Origin of the sequence: Clostridium sp. AF19-22AC, assembly GCF_003479085.1 — a bacterium.
GTDB lineage: Bacteria > Bacillota > Clostridia > Lachnospirales > Lachnospiraceae > Faecalicatena_A > Faecalicatena_A orotica.
Genome location: NZ_QUGN01000015.1, coordinates 93,948 through 112,330, shown reverse-complemented (window position 1 = coordinate 112,330; position 18,383 = coordinate 93,948). Strand labels below are relative to the sequence as shown.

Below are 18,383 nucleotides of genomic sequence, written 5' to 3'. Positions count from 1 at the left end.
AATCAGATATGTTATGAACTTACTATAACCGAGATATGGAAAAGATGCAGTTTAGAAATTCGCAGAAATGTTTGGAAATTAGAGAAATGTTATTAAAATAAATAATCCACATGTTTCGTGACCTTGCTGGTCGGAAACATGCGGATGAGTCACACGAGATTATGGGGATACCATGCTCTCTTACAGCGGTAAATCCTTCTTTGAAAATCTGACTGCTCCAATTGCATAAGTGACAATTGCGACAGCAAGTAAAATCAAAAGCTTCCATACAAAGGCTGTATCCACGCTGCCGGTTCCGACGGTTGACAGGGCATCCACGTCATACAGGCCGACCAGAGTCAGTTTATTAAATATGCGGAGTTCTTCGACACCCATGCCGGTATTGACCATGTTTTCGGAACCAAACAGGCCGATCATAGATGCAAGGAAGAACCAGACGGCAAGGCCGCCGCCAAAGGCCATTGACTTCCTGCTCTGGGAGAAGATGCAGCTTCCCATATAACACAGTCCGCATACTGCTTCAACCAGAATATACATTCCGCCGAACAGGGCAAGAATTCCAGGTACATTTACTTCGTCGTAGAATAAGTATGTGGTTCCTATTCTTGTTGCACATACAATGGCGATTATCAAAAGCGGTACAATAATCATAAATACCATTTGTGTGATGGCTACTGCCGAGCGTTTGGTCGGTGTAGACAGGACATAGGCCATAGAGCCGCGGTCGACCTGACTTGAAATCAGGGAGTTAGCCAGAATAACGATAAGAATAAAAATTGGAAGCAGGCCCATAGCCGTGTAATACATCTGATTCATCATGGATGCCGGGTTCATTTCGCTCATTTTTTCAACCATATCCGAAGAAACACCCATCATGTCGAGTGTGACGGTAAGCATTTCTGAAATCGTCAGTTCTTCCTTATCAAACACGCCATTCGTTTGATTTAAGGCATATACATATTCAAATTGCTTCACATATTTTTCAAGGCTGATATCAGACTGTGACAGTCCATCAATGGCTTTCTGAAAACCTTTCGTGCTGAGATCCATGTCAGCCTGTGCATTCAGCATCTCAAAAGCCGTCTCATATGCAGTTTCATTGTCACCGCTTATAAAATCATCGTAAGACAGCTCCTGCTGCGTCATTGTGTCATAGGCTGCCAGCGCTCCGAGGTAAGTATAAAAGTTTTCCTGATATTCTGTGACATCGACATCGGATTTTTCTGTTGCCATCATGCTCATAGCATAGTTCATGACATTCCCGAGAAGTATCATGATAAGCAGGATGGCGACGCATAATCCCCAGTTGGCCTTGATGGTCTGCCCCATTAAGGGCTTTGAAAAGAATCGAGCTGTTTTTTTATTTGTTTCCATTTTGAGTCAGTCCCTCCTTGTATGCTCTCATAAACTGCTGCTGCAGTGAGAGGTGAATTTCCTGTAAATTGATAATCTGGTAGTTTTTGAGCATATTGAATAAAGTGTCCAATTGTTCAACATGACATTGAACGGTGCAGGCATTTGCATCTGTGCCAACGGCTGAAAACGGAGCCGTTTCGATAAACTGCTGTTTCTGCGGTATTTGCTCAAATTCTATGATAAAATCTTTCATGGCCGGATGGCGTAAATCATATAATGAGGTGGTCGCAATGAGATGTCCGTCCTTTATCATTGCAACTCTGTCGCATACGGATTCAATCTCCTCAAAAATATGGCTGGACATAAAAATAGTATGGCCTTTTTGCTTCTCTTCACGAATCAGTTCCAGAAACGCCTCCCGCATCAGGGGATCAAGCCCGGTGGTTGGTTCATCGATAAAATGGGGTACCCCTCTGGTATGCCTTGAAAACACTGGGCTTAACGAGATACAAACGGGTGTATTGTGTGTAAACTATAGAGCCTCAGAAGATAAAAGCAGGATGAATCAAAAGTCCACTATCCAGTACTTTTAATCCATCCCGCCATATCTCAAGAAATCTTTGTTAGCTTATAAACATTTCAATATTTCCTGTCCCTCTACCAAAAAGATGTGGTCCATCATTTATATAGATAAAATATAGAGACACTCTGTTACCCGAAAATGCTGAACCCAGCGGTATACAAACAATCGTTCTGTATATATCGTCGAACGGCTTACTCCCTCTTCAACACTTTTAATTATTTATCTGATAATTATTTTTCATTTGTTTTTTTCTATTTCATCTACATATGCACGGGCTAATTCTTGTACATTTTTGTAAGATGTTGGCGATGTTGATGTTAAGCTTCTATAAATTTGTTTTTTGTAAGATTGACCAACAATAATCTCGCATACTGGATCTAAGGCCTCTCCATACAAGTGAAATGTATATCCGGCAAAATCTATTGGAATTTCTTTTTGTATAAAAGTGATTTTAGGATATAATTCATCAATTTCTCTGCACCCTAGATAAATTTCTTTAAGACAACTGGATTCTGCAATACTCTCAAACAAATCAGAATAATTAACAATTGGCGTTTCTGGTCGAACATCTACGTTATAACCAGTATAACGATGTGAAACAATGACACCATATAATTCTTTTAAATCCCATAAAATACCGTGTTGTTTCTTTAACATCTCCCAATTCACTTTAATTGCTTCCAGTTGATCAGGCATTTTATTTAACGCTTTTTTTAATTCTTTATCAAGTACTTTTATTTCTCCATAAGACTGCGGATTATAAAAGTGTTTTATTTCTAAATATAGTGCAACCCCAGTATTGTCAACCAAAAGCAAATCGCATTCCCTTTTATTCTTTTTATGGGTTAGCATCCTAACATTAAAATTAACAATAGACTGTATATTTGAGAATTTATATTTTACCATCTCTTGAATTAGCGGTATAACTCGCTCTTTTATTTTATCTTTTATTCTCAGATATCTTGGATTATCACATCTTCGCAAATAATTCAAAAATTGTGTTTCTAAAGAATCATTAAATAGAACCACTAATGAATTAGCAAAAATATAACCGTCTTTTGTTCTGATTAATGGTGCATCTGTTATATTGGCTTTAGGAAATAAGCCTTTTCCCTTTGGTTGATATACATGATCTTTTAATGCCAATTCATACATATCATCATCTTCTGAAGGTACAAATGTTCTCATCTTCCGAACTCCATTTGGCGACATAAGTATCATCATCTTCTGAGAATCCAAAGACACAATATCAAAATCTTTCTTGTATAGTTTGTTAAATCTTCGCATGGCTGCTAGAATCAAGAAAAAACTAATACCACCCCAATCCATTCCCGTATAAGGTTCATAATCACTAGGCAACATATTTTCATTCCAAAAATGCATATATAGGTCAGCCAGTTTCATGGCGATTTCTTCATCATCATAACTTTTCTTCTCGCATCTCCCATTAGCCATCTGCAATGTATAACTCAATAGTTTTCTCATACTAAAATCATTGATAAATTTATAATGCCTTTTGGGCATTTCCTCAAAATCAAAATATATATCATTATCTTTTATTGACATAACTGCTTCATCAGAATGTAACAAGGGAAATACATCGCATAGCATAGAGTATTCCATTCCTAACAAAATCATGTCAAATGCCTGTAAATATACATTATGATCAAATATATAGTCAAATTCATCCTCTTCGTTTAATTTCATATACGCAATATGGGTATTGTAATTCAAAGAAAAAAGATAATGCCGTTCAAATGGACTAAAAAGCATTTTACTTTCAACCATAATGTCTATGTATGCTAAGTTACAATGATAAATATATTTATATCGTGGAATATCAGGATTTAGGTTTTCATACATCCAATCATCAATTTTGTTTTCTATAGCATTTACTCTGTCATCCAATATTTTGTCACCTCTTTGATTTTTACAATCATTGTATCCCCGAATGTAACATTAAGCAATACTATACCATGAATGCCTTTATTCTATCTCCACCACAACCAACAGGCATGCCTCCCGCATGCCCTGCCAGTTCCAGATTGTTTTCACTCTCAAAAATTCTTCAGCAAATCCAAATCTTTCCGGTTCAACGCTTTTTCCAATCGTTTCTTATCTTTCTCCAGCTCTGCCACTGTCCGCTGCAGTTCCCTTTTTTCCTGCTCCAGCAATCCGATCCGGCTCCTAAGTGCCATATCCCCAATATACCTCTTCGGATCTACCATTCCTGCCTGCTGCTCCATCGCTCTGTCTACCTCGCGCCGTACAGTCATGTTTTTATAAAAGAATCCTCTGGACAACCCTGTTTTTTGCATCAGTTTTGGGACGGTTACCCTTTCCCCTTCATTAAGCATTTTATGAATAGCTTTTTGGGCAGTGCTAACCTTTTCATCACTTGCCTTTTTATTTAATGCTATCATCTTGTCGTATTTGCTCATATTCTTCACCCCATCCATCTAAATTCTCTGCTATCATTTCCGATAAAAGGTTCCTGACGGCTCTTGTCTCATCCGCAAGCAGCTGGTTGCTCATTTTGCGGTAATACTGCACATTCCGAACACTGCTATGTCCAAGGAGCTTAGCTATCGTCCAATCATCCAGATGCATCTCGGTCAACTTTACTCCATAATAATGCCGGTACATATGGCTTCCAAACCCAAACTGGATTCCATTATCATCACGTAGATCCTCATCCTGTATCATTTTCACCACTTTATACCTGATTGTTTTATACTGCATGGGACGCGCAATGTCTTTCTCGTTTACAAATATATATTTTGTTTCACCATATTTTTTTCTGGTCTCATCTATCGCTGCCTGAATCAGCATTGCCAACTCCTTACTGACCGGTTTTTCGAATACATGTGTTTTCATCTGCTTAATCCTGATGATTGTCTCCCCATTTTTCTCATATAGGCAGTCTATTGACAATGTTAATGTATCCGATATTCTGGTTCCCAACATCTGATGGATGAGCATAATTCTTGCAATCTGCACCTGCTGCTTTGTGATGCAGGCATTGATTCTTCTCATTTCTGCATCAGAATAGGTCCTAAATTCTGCTTTCGATGTTGGTGGAATATCTCTTGTCAAGATCATCCCATCCAGCTGAGAATACTGATATATCTTTCCTATAGTTTCTAAAACTGCCCTTAACCTATTTAAATCCGTATGTAAGTGGGTAGTAGAAGGTGTCTCTGTTTTCAGGAAAGTCAAATATTCTTCAAATATTTCTCTGGTCAGTTCCTCACAAGTTATTATTTGCGGATATCTTTCTTTCAAAAATCCTGATAATCTGCGCACTGCTGTAAGTTCCATAATAACACTTGCCACTGCCTCGGAGCGCAGATGCAGATACACCGCTTTTTTAACTTCTTCCCGTATGTCTAACTGATATATTTTTGTGAAATTCAATGTTTTAAAATTTACAATTGGATTCTTCTGTATTTCTATCCCCAGTTTATCTAATTCCCATATATCCTTTTCGGTCTCCTCCCGGGTATCATCCTTCCTGCTATATTTCAGAAGATTCTCAAAATATAGGATCATCTTTGCTTTTCCATATGACGTATTACCGCTTTGATTATGACTTTCCTCTGTCAGCTTAAGACCATTTTTCAACATCCAGCCCCTGAACTTTTTCACCCATATATCCAGTTCCATTTCCTGAAAGCTACAAATGCCTTTCCCTTTTTCCCTTATAAATTTGCATATACTATTATAAAAGCGCCGATTTTTATACATTGTCTCTAAAGACAGACTCCTGCTCCGATATTCTATAAATGCTTTCGCCTCATCTCTCATACGTGGTTCGGAAAGCAATTCCAAATTATAAGATGGGTTTTTCCCTATCCTGTTTCTGCATTTTTCCGATGCACTATCATAACATGGAAAATCTCGAAAATATAATTTATTTTCCATTTCTGCTCCTTTTCTCAATCCCACTTGCAAGGCTGTTTTCCTTTTTGCTAAAATACGCTTCATTGGCTTTTCTGACTTTTTTTGGCATAAAATCTATATATTGTTCCGTCATCTCTTCATAGGTATGCCCAAGATAATCCCGGATTCCTTGTATGGATATTCCCTGATCATAAAAGAAGGTTGCCAATGTATGCCTATAATCATGTGATTGAAACATATACTCCCCGTTCGCAATATTGCTCTCTTTGCAATACTTCAGCATTCGGCTTTTATATGTTGTATATAGATAAGCCCCACCTTTTGCATTTTTAAAAATATACTCATCTGGTGCAATTTCATATTTATCAAGATATACTTTCATGAGTTTATACAAGATCATCGGAATCGGGATTCGTTTATAGTTCTTCATTTTTATCTGATATACCTGAATCCATGCATCCCTCCCCTGTATATAGTAGGCATCCCCTTTCAAAGTACACACCTCACTTGCCCGGAGTCCTATTGCCCACTGATGTAAAAACATCAGCCGCAAATCTTCTGGGAAACAGTTAAGTTTCTGCATAATTTCCATATATACCTGACGTACTACGCTTCTGTCGTGGTGTTTAAGTACAACCTTTTTCAAATAATACTGTTCTTGGAATGGTATTTTCTCTATGTAACCCCGAACTTTCAAATAATCAAAAAAATGTAAAATACTAATAATTTTTTTATTATAGGTAGCCGGCTGAATCTCACTTTTTTCCAAATAGTGAAAATATCTTTCTATATGAACCTTTTCTGCCACGCAGATATCCTCTTGCGTATATTCCTGCATTTTTTCTAAAAAACTTCGGACCATATCAAATTCTGCACGTATATTGTTGATTGTTAAATTTGTCGTTCCAAGACAATATTTCATATACTGCTGCAGAAGTTCCCTGTTTCTTTTTTGGGTTACTTTCAGAAAAGAGATAGCTTTTACCGGGGCAGCTGGATTTACCCTTGTACTTTCAAAATGGAATCGTTCCATATACCAAACATTCGCCTTCCAGTTGATCTGTACAGAGTCTAAGAAAATGATTCTTCTACTGATATCTAGAATATTTCCCACTTTCTTCTCAGCCATTTTACAGTGTCTGTCAAATGCTTCTATCTGCTTGGCCTCTATATATTCAAGGTCTGTTATTTCCTGTTCCACGCAAAAATCGTATAGGGCTTTTAACGCATTTAGTTTCTGGTTTATGATATTCATGCAATCATTTCCCTGAAGTATTTCATGAAGGATCTTAAAAATTTGTTTTTTTAGAATTTCAGATGTTTCTCTCTTGAAATCCCATAACAGTTTTTCCTTATTTCTGCTTTTCAAGAATTTTCCTGCAATATCTGGATCTGGATGATACGGGAGAAACAGCTGTTGATTCTGGTATCGCCGCCTATTCTGCCTTCCACTTAATGTCCGGGCCTGACTATCTATAAAATGCAGCTTGATTCTGTCAAAACCTAACATATAATTACAGCGTGCATTATTGCCTATATCTTCCTTCAAAGATTCCTCATATTTGCATCGAACTTCATAGTCAATGTCCGCTAGATCCCATATTTTATTCTTCGCCAAAAATTTTATCATTTTATTTCGATATGTACTTCCGACTTTGGTACAAGAATTGATTTCTTCGGCAATCCGACTTTCTGCCTCCTGCCACTCTTCCTGAGATAATTTCTGCGGCTCCACCCGCTGTATTTGATAGGCGGGCATCTGTCACTCACCTCCCCTTCAGCATATCCTGTATTCCATAAATGCTAGAATGCCGACTGTAAAATTCTTTACTCGCTTCCTGCATTCTGTCATCTATGATTTTCAGATAACGTGTGGTCGTATCCAAATGCTTATGTCCGAGCGCCCTGCTGATTAATTCCAGCGGCCATCCTGCATCCCATCTGGTATTTGCAAAGTACCTGCGAAGCATATGTGGAGTGATTTTGACTTGTGTCTTTCTCTCCATGCGGTCAAACATATCATAGACACTGTCTACCTTCATAGGTTTTCCCCGTGTTTCCCCTTTGATGTTAATAAAAAGGAAGTCCTGATGCTGAATCAAATCCCAATACTCTGAAAGATAGTACAGCAGGAATTCAAAAGTTTCATCGCTGATTTTTCCATCTCTTTCCTCTGCATTCTTCGCTCTGGCATCATTCTCATTATCATCTCGGAAATCTACCCGGATCTGATGATTGGCATAGTCGATATCCCTTGCATAATTAATCCCTAAGATTTCTCCTATCCGGTATCCAAGCTCTGCTGTCAGTAAAATTAACAGCTGATCCCGGCAGTTTGTACAGGCATCTAAAATGGTCATAATCTCTGTTTTCTCTGCTGCTTTCACATTGCGTTCTTCCTCTTTCAGATATCCTTTAAAGGATTTGAAACGTAATGTCCGTTTTATGCCTGCTGCATTTTGCATCGTAATCTGGTTACTAGATAAAACAGAAAGCTGCCCTGATTGTATATTTGTCATTTCTAAAAAAAGATAGAACCTGAACACATCCTTTAGGTATGCGTTACAGGTTCCATTGTTTGGACGCTTTTTAGCCGTATCCTTGTGATTTCCATATTTAAGCCAGCTTAGAAAACCCAGAAAGTAATCATATTGTGCCTCATAATTCATATCATACACTTCTTCCAGTTCTATCTGTTTTTCATCCATGTATTCCAAATAATAGCTGATGGCAAATGCTGTTCTTCGGACGGTATTTGGTGACCGATTGGATTTTATCTTATGTGCCAGATATTTGGATGGAAGCAGTTCTAATTCCAAGGTTTCCATATTTCGGATAAAGTAATATTTTTGAGTACCTTCCTTTTCCATGACCACCCTATACTTTCCCATCTGCTTTCTCTCCTTTCCTCTAACGTCATACACAGTATACCCAACTCATGCCAACATATCTATTCACCAATACCACCAAAACGTTGAAACGGCCGTTAGAATTACCAACAAACTTTGTACTTTATAAAGTTTATTTTTTAAGCAGAAGCAACAGCATCAGAGGCTCATAAATAATAGAGGATTCCTTTCCTCTTTCGGATAAAGTTCTCTACATCCATCATCCTATGCGTAACTGCACATTCTGGAAGGGCGTCAAGCACATCCTGATGATACCGTCCTTTCATGGATGCCCTTGGATCTAAGATGGACACCACACAAGTATCCGTCTCAGTCCTGATAGCACGTCCGAATCCTTGTCTTAGTTTTCTCTGCATATCCGGAACAACAATCTTACGTATATAATCGTGAAGGGATGGGTACTCTTCCCGTTCTGCCTCGCTGATCGGATTGGGTACAGAAAACGGTAATTTTACAATGATCAAAGAGGACACAGAATCACCGGGGAAATCCACCCCTTCCCAACAGGAACCGGCCGCAAAAAGAACACTATTGCGCTTCTCTTTAAATTCCGTGATCACATTTTGTGAATTTTTCCACACTTTCAGCAAAGGATATCGCACCCGTCCCCTCAGTTCCCGGTAAATATTCCCCATAAGGGAATATGAAGTGAACAGTACAAGGGTATGCCCATGAGTTGCACATATTAATTGGAAAATCTGTTCTGCCAGTAGTTTCACTTCTTTTTCGCTTTCGGAAAGATAATATCTCTTTATATCAGGAAAATAGAGCAGACAGTTTTCTTTGTAACAAAACGGGGATTTTGCAACACATTCCATTACTCGGTTCATGCCAGACAGCCCGGTAATCTGTCGGGTGCGTTCAAAGCCATCGCCTGCCATTAAAGTCCCGGAGGTCAGGACAGCCGGAACTCCCTGATCCCAGATCTGTTCCCGCAGCAGCTTTCCATTTTCTCGAATACCGGCACAAAAAATCGGATATTCTGATAATTCATATTCCAAATAAAGGATATATCTGCTGTCGCCTTTTAAGAATAAGTGCAGAAGTTCCTTCCCATGCTCCAGTCTATTGCTGATCCAGCGGGGAACCGTCATTCCCACAGTCGCCTGGATCCGTTCTAGCCACCGTATCACATATGTTAGTGCTTTTCTTCTCTGGGCACTTAGTATAAACGCTAATTGTGCGCAGTCCTCTTTCATTTTAGGTTCAGAGACGCTTTCTAACAGTAATTGAAATGCCTCTCGCAGCTTCCTTGCTAATTGAGTATACTGCTCATTCTCTAATGTCCTGCATAAGTCCGCCATATCTGTTCTCCCCATCTGCATTCCATACATCTGTCTGGCTGCTTCCGGAAGTTTATGGGCTTCATCGATGATCAGTGCCTGATATGGTTTTAAAAGAGGTTTGTACATTTGCTGCCTATGGATGGCATCCGCTAAAAGATAATTATGGTTACAGATCTGTATGAACACTTCTGGGCTGACAGCCCTTCTTAAATAGTTTTGATATCGGCAGCTTTCCCACAATAGGCACTCCCTTGGACAATGTTTCGGAACACATACCTGCCTGCGGTCAAATCCGCTGATGCCATGCACCATGTCCATATCATAAACCTTATGAAGTTCCAATAATGCCCTTTTCTGTGCCTCATTTTTGTTTTTATCCTCCACTGCATGCAGGCGCGTTTCCAGGCGGCTGTCGCAGACAAAGTGCTCTTTTCCTTTTCTTATTACTGCCTGCAGAGGATGGTTTAAAATTCCATACCTTAGAAGGAGATCAGACAGAAATGGAATATACTCCTCCATGATTGCTTTCTGCAGGGCTATGCTGGAAGTAGATATCACGACCGGCAGTTCTCCGGAACAGTAACCCGTTGTAAACCCACTGTATTTCTTCCATATAGCACAAGCTGTCAGATAAGCATAAGTTTTTCCAATCCCCACACCCGCATCACAAAGCGCAATGTTGTTTGAGGCCAAGGCATCCAGCATCCTATGGCTGATATTTAATTGTTCCTCCCTGACAGACATGCCACACTCAGGCAGGTATTTTCGAAAAATATCCTCAATTTCCTTATGAGCCTGTATCAAACATTGCTTTTTATACATTACAAGACCTCTTATTCCTTTTCGAAGTAATTGATACCACATGCATACGGCCAGTCATGCCCAGCCGCATATATCTGATATCAACATCACACTTCGGGTTTATATTTTTGCATATACATTAATATCAATATTTTGTGCCGTATATTTCCCTTTCCCCGGCACATTTTGAGGGAAACACACAGGGCCGGCACCTGGCTGGGTGCCGTCACAAACGCGCCAAAAGTCTTGCTGATTACAACCTGAGGTTTGTCTATCCTTTTCCTGGACCTTACGGAGTATCATTATCTTCCGCCTGGGATCTTGGCGCGGGGCTTATGCCAAAAAGCCTGTTCAGAATGAAGGGGGCGCTCGGGCCTGCGGTATGGGATTTTTTTCCCGGCCGTGTGCCTTTCCTGGCGGCTTCTTCTGGTACGCTACTCCAAGCGGGAATGTACCCTGCATGTTGGTATGCAGTTTTCAAGGTGCCGGACGACAGGCCTAAGTCTTGGGGATCCTTTTACTGCCTGCTCCAGATTAGCCGAAGCAGTTCCTCTGCTCCTATTTCCCACGCAGTTTCTTCTTTATGACTTCCAGAGATCGCAGTAAAATTTTAAACTCTTTCTCACTGCAGTCCTGCATAAGCTCCCATAGTTTTTCCTGTTGTACATTTTCTTCTGCATTGGCATATGGGTGCGGAAACTGCTGCTCTTCTGGTATTTCCAGGGCTTTCATCAATTTTAAGTAGGTCTGCATACCTGTATTTCTTATTTTCGCTTCTATCTTACTAAGATGCGAGACTGATATCCCTGCCCTTTCAGCCAGTTGCTCCTGGGTAATCCCCTGTGCTTCCCTCTGCTGCTTGATCATATCAGCAATCTGCTGAAATTCTTCCTGCATGTTTATCTCTCCTAACTGTCATCCAAAAAAATTATAACCCTTACAGGGTCTATTGAGAATTGACTGTATAGGAAAATATTTCCATACATCTTTCCGCTATACGGCAATTTATGTGTTTTTTCGTCACTGCCTCCCTGCAATCTCATTATGATATCACGTATATCTCACTACTTCTTCCCAGTTATTTCCTTGTTATTTCCCACTTTTTTCATTACTGAAAAAAAACTGTTTGAAGTTTGCTTTAAAATAGCATGAAAAATCGAGAAATTTATGGACCGAGCAGACACAACCTAGTGCAAAAGAGTCTTATTTGTGATATTATTTTAGTAAGTTATTTCAGAGCCCTTTCTTACGAAAGCCTGCATATAAGATATGTCAGAAAAAGAACGGGACAACAAAGATCGCTTTTTAAGGTGGAAAAGAGCCGGAGCGCAAAAATGATGCTGTGCCAGTTATTTGTGACTCAGAACGTCCAGAGATCCAATGTGAAGAAAAGCATACAGCAAGTCATGAACCGGCCCATATGGGTATTTGAGGGCGATATACTGAGAGCAAGTATTGAAAACAGGACTGCGTATCTCGAGCGGTGTGGACTGGCAAGGCATAAAATGTGATTGTTTGGCGGTATCAGCCGGGAGGGAAAACACCATAAGTCTGGAAAGATAAGGCTTTGTGATCATATGAAAAGATCATCAAAAATCTGTATTAAGTTTGGGGTAAAATCATCATAAGAGAGAGTCTTCTTATTCGTTTGATAAGTTTTTGTTTAACAGATCGTTTCAACACCAAAAGAGTATGATAAATCTCATATTTTAGACAATTTCTAAAAGCTGTTTCTTACAGACTGGCAAATCCCATGTACTTTGGATAAAATCACATAAACTCAAGAAATTATTATTATCCTGATATTCCTATAGGAATTTGTTATATATTTCATTCTTGTAGTTATTAGTATAGAAAATTGTCAAAGTCTTATCTTTGTAAGCGGAAATAAACATGGGCTACAATTATGATCTGTCATAATTAACCCAAAACTTAGTAATTGAGGGGTGGATATATAATGGGAAGTACAGAACAAGAGGAAAAGGCAAAACCTGCCCGACTGGGAATCAGGATTGGTATTGTGTTCTTTGCGGCACTTGCTATGTTGGTTTTTGCGGCTTATATTGTTATTTCGCAAAATGTACAGGATATGCTGATCGATAATACACTGCATCTTTTTTGTTCAATGGTAGAACAGGGTGTGACAACGATAGAGTATGAACTGCAGGCAGGGAAAAAAGACGCAGCAGACATGGCGGAATCTTTTTCAATGTCTTATCGTGTTGACAAAGCAATCACTTTTCCAGCAGTTGATTCCAATCCATACATAATACGCATGGTTTATGTTACAGATGAAAATGTAACTGCCTCCGATGGACGACAATCGGATATAAGAGAACGGGCAGATATTGTAAAAGCATTTTCAGACGAGATCAGTGTCTATGGACCATATTTTAATGAAAATAATGAATATGTGATCTGTTACTCTGCACCGGTTGTCCAAGATGGTAAAGTTACAGGTGTACTGAGCATTGAAAAGGATGGTTACTATTTTTGTTCTTTGATCCAAGATATACAGTTTATGGGAACAGGTGAATCTTATATCATCAATGAAGAAGGAACCGATATTGCAGTAAGCAATCAGAGCCATATAGAGTGGGTGGATGAGCAGTACAATGCCGGAAAACTTTTAAATACAAAGGAAGATCCCGTTGCCCGTTCTGTTTTTGAATTGGAACAGAAAGGGCTTAAAGGTGAAACCGGGACCGGAAACTATTACTGGGATAACGGCATATGTTATTTGGCGTATGCCCCCATCCCATCAGAAGGATGGGTACTTCTGGCTGGTGTACGGGAGGAAGAGTTAGCTGCGATGACACAGTCAGTTCTATACTCCTCCATCATAAAGAGTCCCGTATTCAATGCATGCATCGTGGTCTTCCTTATGCTCACTGGGATTATTGTCTATTGGATCGCTTCCAGCTTTAAGAAGACTGCCGCCGTAAATAAGGAATTAAAGACCATTGCAAACTATGATCCCCTGACTGGTACACTAAACCGAAACAGTTTCCACACAGCAATGGACAATCTTTCTAATGAACAGAACAGTTCTCTGGCCTGTATCTATATAGATGCGAATGGCCTTCATGAGATCAATAACCATCTTGGGCACCAGGCAGGAGATAATATGCTGAGAACAGTAGTAGAGGTGCTGAGGCGTGTCTTTTCTCCAGAGAACGTCTACCGTATCGGCGGCGATGAATTCGTGGTCTTCTGCCGGGATCAAAAGGAACAAGAGGTATATCATAAAAGCGAACTTGCCCGTAAAGATCTTAAGGAACAAGGCTATGAAATTTCCATTGGTATCGAATGGCGGGACAACAGCATGGATATTAAAACTATGGTCAACATGGCTGAAGAATCCATGAACCTTGATAAGCAGCGGTATTATCAATCGAATGGAAAGGAACGTCAAATCCGCGCACTTGATCAAAAATTAGAAAAAATGGTGCTTGAAAAACAGGATGCCGATGCCTTTCTTGCCGTATTATCACCAATATTTAAAGGCGTCTATTTTGTTGATCTGGGAAATGATACTGTACGACACATATTTATACCTCCTTATTTTGCAGAAATGCTTGAAGAAGCAGGTGATGTATTCAGTAAGGCATTGACACTTTATGCCGAGCAGATTGTTACAAACGAATTCCGAAGGGAATTTGAAAAATTCTGCAATCTTACATTTGTGAAAAAACAAATGGATATGGATCATACACCGGAGTTTATCTATCAAAAGACAGATGGTTCCTGGATGAAGTTACGTATCCTGAAATTCAAAATCTATACAGAGCAATGCAGGGAGACGCTTTGGATTTTCTCAGATATAGAGGGGCAGACATAAAAAAAGAATATGAATATAAAAAAGAGGGGCAAAACCATCAAAACAAATAATAGCATAAATTAATTTGTGTCTTTAATAAAAATAACTCCATTTTGATAAGAATTTAGTCTGTGACCATTCTTATTGAAAAGGAGTATTTTTATGTCAGCAGCAAAGCAACAAATATGACTGAACATTTCAGAAAACAACATTAGCAGTGTTGCTGATGTTATGCACGGCTAAAGGGGGACTTACACTGAAGGACCCGCTGATGGGGATACCAAAATTCATCACTGCCGTTCATACGGACGAAACCATCACACAAAGTACCGGACTACAGACCATGCCTTAGGCTCTCCTGTCTAAACCAAATTGTATGAAGCCGCTTCTCTGTTCCTATCTCCCACGCAGTTTCTTCTTTATGACTTCCAGAGACCGCAGTAAAATTTTAAATTCCTTCTCACTGCAGTCCTGCATAAGCCCCCATAGTTTTTCCTGTTGAGCGTTTTTTTCTGCACTGGCATATAGGTGCGGAAACTGCTGTTCTTCTGGTATTTCTAGGGCTTTCATCAATTTTAAGTAGGTCTGCATACCAGTATTTCTTATTTTGGCTTCTATCTTGCTAAGATGCGAGACAGATATTCCCGCCCTTTCAGCCAGCTGCTCCTGGGTTATTCCCTGTGCTTCCCGATGCTGCTTGATCACATCAGCAATCTGCTGAAACTCTTCCTGCATGTTTATCTCTCCTAACTGTCATCCAAAAAATTTATAACCCTAACAGGGCTTATTGAGAATTGACTGTATAGGAAATTATTTCCATACATCTTTCCACTATGCGGTAATTTATTTGCTATTTTGTCACCGCTTCCCTGCATTTTCATTATGATATCACGTACACCTCATTACTTTTTCCCATTTTTTTCATTGATTTTTCCCACTTTTCTCATTACAGCAAATAAAAAAACTCCAAAGCACTGTTTGAAGTTTAAAATTTCTATTTTTTTAAGTTTAATTTGTACCCCTCATATCTGATGGTCACTATAATTTGAGGGTCTAATTTTTTTCGCAGCTTGCAGATAGTGTTCTCTACCGTGCGGAATGGTGTATCTCCTCTGGAATCTCCCCATACCTTGAGATAAATATCTTCTTTTCTTAAAACCCATCCCGGATGTTCTGCAAGACAGTAAAGTGTCAGCAATTCTTTTGTCGAAAGCATGATCTCACGGCCTTTATATGTAACGGTGTATTCCATTCGATTGATATGTAATATCCCGCCCCCTAATATAATCTCCGGTTTGAATTCCGGTGGATGGTTTTGCATAATTCACCCCTCCTCACACGTATATCCCCCTGAAAGCTTCAACTGTCTTCTTTCTTACAGGTAGTTTTTATAATTACCGGACCTAAGGGCTGACTTTTCAAAGTCCGCTTATGTGTTCCCTTTTCACGAGCTGTTCCTCTTTCAAATTCATGGCCTCAGAAAAACTGTCATTCAGCTTATATTCCAAAATAGCTTTTTGCGTTGTGTTATTTAACTTGCAACACGCTCTGAAAATGTTGACAATACAATTATCTAAGATACATAGTTTCCTTTTTCCAAGCCGCTGCGCGCTTCCTCATCATTTAAATCTCTCCGCTCTTAAATGTACCGATTCAACTTTATTGCAACAATTCTTATACATAATCATTGAAGAGTCCTTTACAAGGTTTCCAACTATTCTATTTTCGTTTACCGTCAAAACTCGTTGTTAGTCTTCTGTCTCCGAATCTTTTCGTAATACCATCCCATAACTTTGCAGTGTATGACAGATTAACGCTATTTCCAGGTCATAAAACCCCATCTCCATCAAGTTGTGTTCCGTGCAGGCGGCCAGTTCATAAATGTCTGAAATATCATGTCTGTATAATCTATTTTTTATAACCTTTGGCAGGTTCCAACATACAATGGATTCCACAAATATGTCTGTTCCACTGTTCTGCCTGCCCTTAATGTATTTTCTTTGCCTCATTGCTACTTCCTTTTATTAAATCATCTTACTGTCTTTTAATGTATGGCTTCTTTAAGAGTTTCTCCTGCTTTGAATTTTATTGCCCCTCTGCCCATAATTTCCATATCTTTTCCGGTCTGGAGATTCATTTTTCTGTTCATTTTATTCTCTTATCCCCATCCCAAACTATAACAGAGCCTACTTTAAGACAAACCCTCAATCATTGTTCATTAGACAATCAATATTTATTATCCCAATTAGCCCCGGAGCCAATAGATATATATCCTTGGCAATCTCTATGACCTGTATTTCTAAAACATAAGCAGCTCCGAAAATAAAATCCATAACGCGTTGTTTTTCTGTTTCTTTTAAGGTTTCCAACTTTATAATGACTGTATATCGTTTTCCATATGTAATCACAGCTTGCTTTTCGTCTGCTGCTCTGATCTGCAGGACTAAAATCCTATGGTTTTCCTTCTCTAAGTGATTAACATTTCTTTCATCTGCATATTTTACAAACATATTACTCCATATCCATTCTTCTCGACGACTCTGATACGGGTATGAGTTCTGTTTCTTTCTTGTGGTTCAAAATACCCTTTAAATCTGTCAGTACTCTTTTCCATACTCTATTTTCACTTAAATGAGTGATCTCTTCCTCTTTTATGAGTCCTGCATGTATCGCTTTTCCGAGAACTTCAGCCGCTGTACCTGTACCGATGTTCCTGACATTCAGAATTCCTCTCTTCAGTATCCAATTCCGCAACTGTCCATAGTTCCCAACTCCTGCACGGATCAGCGCATGGTAAGAACGGGAGGACAGATTCAAGGTTTCAATCCCCTGAAATAAATCACCAGATATTTTTTTTATCCAGTATTTCTGCTCTTCCTCGTTCATAAGACCAATCTCTTCAAATATTCCCAGTATCCTAATATATTCTTCTTTTTCTTTTTGAGAAATCTGTTTTCTATCTGCTTCTAACAAATACGCTTCCACTTTACCGTCCATGTCTTAACCTCTTTCAATATATGAATCAATATTCTTTGTATGTTCCGTTTAATTTTCTATCGCATTCCCACATAAGATCATACAATCTTTCTATCCTTCAAATGTTCTCACAGCCAGCGATATAATCACATAATGAATCTGTCACCCGATATAATTCCTGTTCGTCTTTTATTGACAAATGCCGCTGCTCTGAGCGGATACCATCTTGATAATATTCCCATAGGATCCCGTCCGCTTCATAGATCGCAAGGCCGGCCGCCTTTTGTCGTCTAGCAACTTCCTGTGATATGAACAGGATCTCTTCCGATACGGGAACTGTGATATATACCAGATCCACTCCACCTGACACGAAGTCTGAAACCTCCCGCAGAGTAGAAAAGTATTTTGTGAGAGTCACTTGAAGCAGATATTCCTTCTGTTCCCGAATTTTGAAGAACAGATTACGATAATCCCACAGCCTGCTGTCATTATCTGCATAAACAATCACATTTATTTCTTCAAAAAATACTCCGTTTCTCTTTAGTCTTTTCATGCGCCATATCCTTCTCCATCTCTGCCAATATCAAACCTTGAATGGTGTGTCACAAAATTGGAGGATACCTTAAGGCCAGCATCCTGCAATGTTGCCAAAATCCCTTTTGACACCATCTCATCCACCTGCTGTTATACCCGATACGATCATAGGTGGATTTCCCCTAACATCAAATAATGTCCGTTCATACTTTGAT

General features: G+C 39.2%; 17 protein-coding genes. 1 reads left to right on the top strand and 16 read right to left on the bottom strand.

The features are described 5' to 3' along the window. Positions 1-180: 180 nt before the first annotated feature. From DWX43_RS17200 to DWX43_RS17155, 9 genes are all read right to left on the bottom strand, one after another. A complete protein-coding gene (locus DWX43_RS17200) occupies positions 181-1,374 on the bottom strand; it encodes an ABC transporter permease subunit (protein ID WP_118621194.1) in 1,194 nt (397 codons plus the stop codon). Continuing rightward, the gene (locus tag DWX43_RS17195; protein WP_243099371.1) at positions 1,361-1,849 is read right to left on the bottom strand and encodes an AAA family ATPase; all 489 of its coding nucleotides are present in this window, start codon (positions 1,847-1,849) and stop codon (positions 1,361-1,363) included. The genes DWX43_RS17200 and DWX43_RS17195 overlap by 14 nt, the downstream gene beginning before the upstream one ends. A gap of 327 nt (positions 1,850-2,176) precedes the next feature. After that, positions 2,177-3,847, bottom strand: coding sequence for a hypothetical protein (locus tag DWX43_RS17190; protein ID WP_243099369.1), 1,671 nt, complete (start codon positions 3,845-3,847; stop codon positions 2,177-2,179). Between the two features lie 149 nt (positions 3,848-3,996). After that, complete coding sequence (locus DWX43_RS17185; RefSeq protein ID WP_118621216.1) at positions 3,997-4,380, bottom strand: DUF6262 family protein; 384 nt, start codon at positions 4,378-4,380, stop codon at positions 3,997-3,999. Then, positions 4,346-5,863 (bottom strand): tyrosine-type recombinase/integrase, encoded by a 1,518-nt coding sequence (locus DWX43_RS17180; RefSeq protein ID WP_118621193.1) that lies wholly within the window; start codon positions 5,861-5,863, stop codon positions 4,346-4,348. The genes DWX43_RS17185 and DWX43_RS17180 overlap by 35 nt, the downstream gene beginning before the upstream one ends. Further along, positions 5,853-7,601: a tyrosine-type recombinase/integrase gene (locus DWX43_RS17175; RefSeq protein WP_118621192.1), complete on the bottom strand. Its 1,749-nt coding sequence runs from the start codon at positions 7,599-7,601 to the stop codon at positions 5,853-5,855. Before DWX43_RS17175 ends, DWX43_RS17180 begins: the two co-directional genes overlap by 11 nt. 7 nt (positions 7,602-7,608) lie before the next feature. Next, positions 7,609-8,733 carry a tyrosine-type recombinase/integrase gene (locus DWX43_RS17170; protein ID WP_118621191.1) on the bottom strand — a complete coding sequence of 375 codons (1,125 nt, stop codon included), beginning with the start codon at positions 8,731-8,733 and terminating at the stop codon, positions 7,609-7,611. Positions 8,734-8,897: 164 nt separating this feature from the next. Next, a complete protein-coding gene (locus DWX43_RS17165; protein WP_118621190.1) occupies positions 8,898-10,859 on the bottom strand; it encodes an ATP-dependent DNA helicase in 1,962 nt (653 codons plus the stop codon). 537 nt (positions 10,860-11,396) lie between these two features. Further along, positions 11,397-11,735: a helix-turn-helix transcriptional regulator gene (locus DWX43_RS17155; RefSeq protein ID WP_118621188.1), complete on the bottom strand. Its 339-nt coding sequence runs from the start codon at positions 11,733-11,735 to the stop codon at positions 11,397-11,399. Between the two features lie 1,060 nt (positions 11,736-12,795). On the opposite strand from DWX43_RS17155, the gene DWX43_RS17145 reads away from it, so the two are divergent. Further along, entirely contained in the window at positions 12,796-14,679 is a 1,884-nt protein-coding gene (locus tag DWX43_RS17145) for a diguanylate cyclase (protein ID WP_118621186.1), read from the top strand. Between the two features lie 375 nt (positions 14,680-15,054). Here DWX43_RS17145 and DWX43_RS17140 read toward each other — a convergent pair whose 3' ends face one another. The 7 genes from DWX43_RS17140 to DWX43_RS17110 all read right to left on the bottom strand — a co-directional run bounded on the left by DWX43_RS17140 (position 15,055) and on the right by DWX43_RS17110 (position 18,187). Continuing rightward, positions 15,055-15,393 carry a helix-turn-helix transcriptional regulator gene (locus DWX43_RS17140; protein ID WP_118621185.1) on the bottom strand — a complete coding sequence of 113 codons (339 nt, stop codon included), beginning with the start codon at positions 15,391-15,393 and terminating at the stop codon, positions 15,055-15,057. A 259-nt stretch (positions 15,394-15,652) separates the two neighbouring features. Then, positions 15,653-15,979, bottom strand: coding sequence for a winged helix-turn-helix domain-containing protein (locus DWX43_RS17135; RefSeq protein WP_118621184.1), 327 nt, complete (start codon positions 15,977-15,979; stop codon positions 15,653-15,655). A 427-nt stretch (positions 15,980-16,406) separates the two neighbouring features. Further along, a complete protein-coding gene (locus tag DWX43_RS17130; RefSeq protein WP_118621183.1) occupies positions 16,407-16,667 on the bottom strand; it encodes a hypothetical protein in 261 nt (86 codons plus the stop codon). A 35-nt stretch (positions 16,668-16,702) separates the two neighbouring features. Beyond that, complete coding sequence (locus DWX43_RS17125; RefSeq protein WP_118621182.1) at positions 16,703-16,807, bottom strand: HU family DNA-binding protein; 105 nt, start codon at positions 16,805-16,807, stop codon at positions 16,703-16,705. 55 nt (positions 16,808-16,862) lie between these two features. Beyond that, on the bottom strand, positions 16,863-17,168 hold the full coding sequence (locus DWX43_RS17120; protein ID WP_118621181.1) for a cell division protein SepF: 306 nt from the start codon (positions 17,166-17,168) through the stop codon (positions 16,863-16,865). 1 nt (position 17,169) lies between these two features. Then, complete coding sequence (locus DWX43_RS17115) at positions 17,170-17,655, bottom strand: DNA-directed RNA polymerase subunit alpha C-terminal domain-containing protein (protein ID WP_118621180.1); 486 nt, start codon at positions 17,653-17,655, stop codon at positions 17,170-17,172. A gap of 97 nt (positions 17,656-17,752) precedes the next feature. Further along, positions 17,753-18,187, bottom strand: a complete 435-nt coding sequence (locus tag DWX43_RS17110; protein ID WP_118621179.1) for a hypothetical protein — start codon at positions 18,185-18,187, stop codon at positions 17,753-17,755. Between the last annotated feature and the right edge of the window lie 196 nt (positions 18,188-18,383).

Bases quoted from the DNA above. Each gene is read 5' to 3' on its own strand.
- DWX43_RS17165 (WP_118621190.1), bottom strand. From the start codon at position 10,859: ATGTATAAAAAGCAATGTTTGATACAGGCTCATAAGGAAATTGAGGAT.
- DWX43_RS17170 (WP_118621191.1), bottom strand. From the start codon at position 8,733: ATGGGAAAGTATAGGGTGGTCATGGAAAAGGAAGGTACTCAAAAATAT.
- DWX43_RS17125 (WP_118621182.1), bottom strand. From the start codon at position 16,807: ATGAACAGAAAAATGAATCTCCAGACCGGAAAAGATATGGAAATTATG.
- DWX43_RS17120 (WP_118621181.1), bottom strand. From the start codon at position 17,168: ATGTTTGTAAAATATGCAGATGAAAGAAATGTTAATCACTTAGAGAAG.
- DWX43_RS17135 (WP_118621184.1), bottom strand. From the start codon at position 15,979: ATGCAAAACCATCCACCGGAATTCAAACCGGAGATTATATTAGGGGGC.
- DWX43_RS17115 (WP_118621180.1), bottom strand. From the start codon at position 17,655: ATGGACGGTAAAGTGGAAGCGTATTTGTTAGAAGCAGATAGAAAACAG.
- DWX43_RS17130 (WP_118621183.1), bottom strand. From the start codon at position 16,667: ATGAGGCAAAGAAAATACATTAAGGGCAGGCAGAACAGTGGAACAGAC.
- DWX43_RS17110 (WP_118621179.1), bottom strand. From the start codon at position 18,187: ATGAAAAGACTAAAGAGAAACGGAGTATTTTTTGAAGAAATAAATGTG.
- DWX43_RS17180 (WP_118621193.1), bottom strand. From the start codon at position 5,863: ATGGAAAATAAATTATATTTTCGAGATTTTCCATGTTATGATAGTGCA.
- DWX43_RS17140 (WP_118621185.1), bottom strand. From the start codon at position 15,393: ATGCAGGAAGAGTTTCAGCAGATTGCTGATGTGATCAAGCAGCATCGG.
- DWX43_RS17155 (WP_118621188.1), bottom strand. From the start codon at position 11,735: ATGCAGGAAGAATTTCAGCAGATTGCTGATATGATCAAGCAGCAGAGG.
- DWX43_RS17175 (WP_118621192.1), bottom strand. From the start codon at position 7,601: ATGCCCGCCTATCAAATACAGCGGGTGGAGCCGCAGAAATTATCTCAG.
- DWX43_RS17145 (WP_118621186.1), top strand. From the start codon at position 12,796: ATGGGAAGTACAGAACAAGAGGAAAAGGCAAAACCTGCCCGACTGGGA.
- DWX43_RS17185 (WP_118621216.1), bottom strand. From the start codon at position 4,380: ATGAGCAAATACGACAAGATGATAGCATTAAATAAAAAGGCAAGTGAT.
- DWX43_RS17200 (WP_118621194.1), bottom strand. From the start codon at position 1,374: ATGGAAACAAATAAAAAAACAGCTCGATTCTTTTCAAAGCCCTTAATG.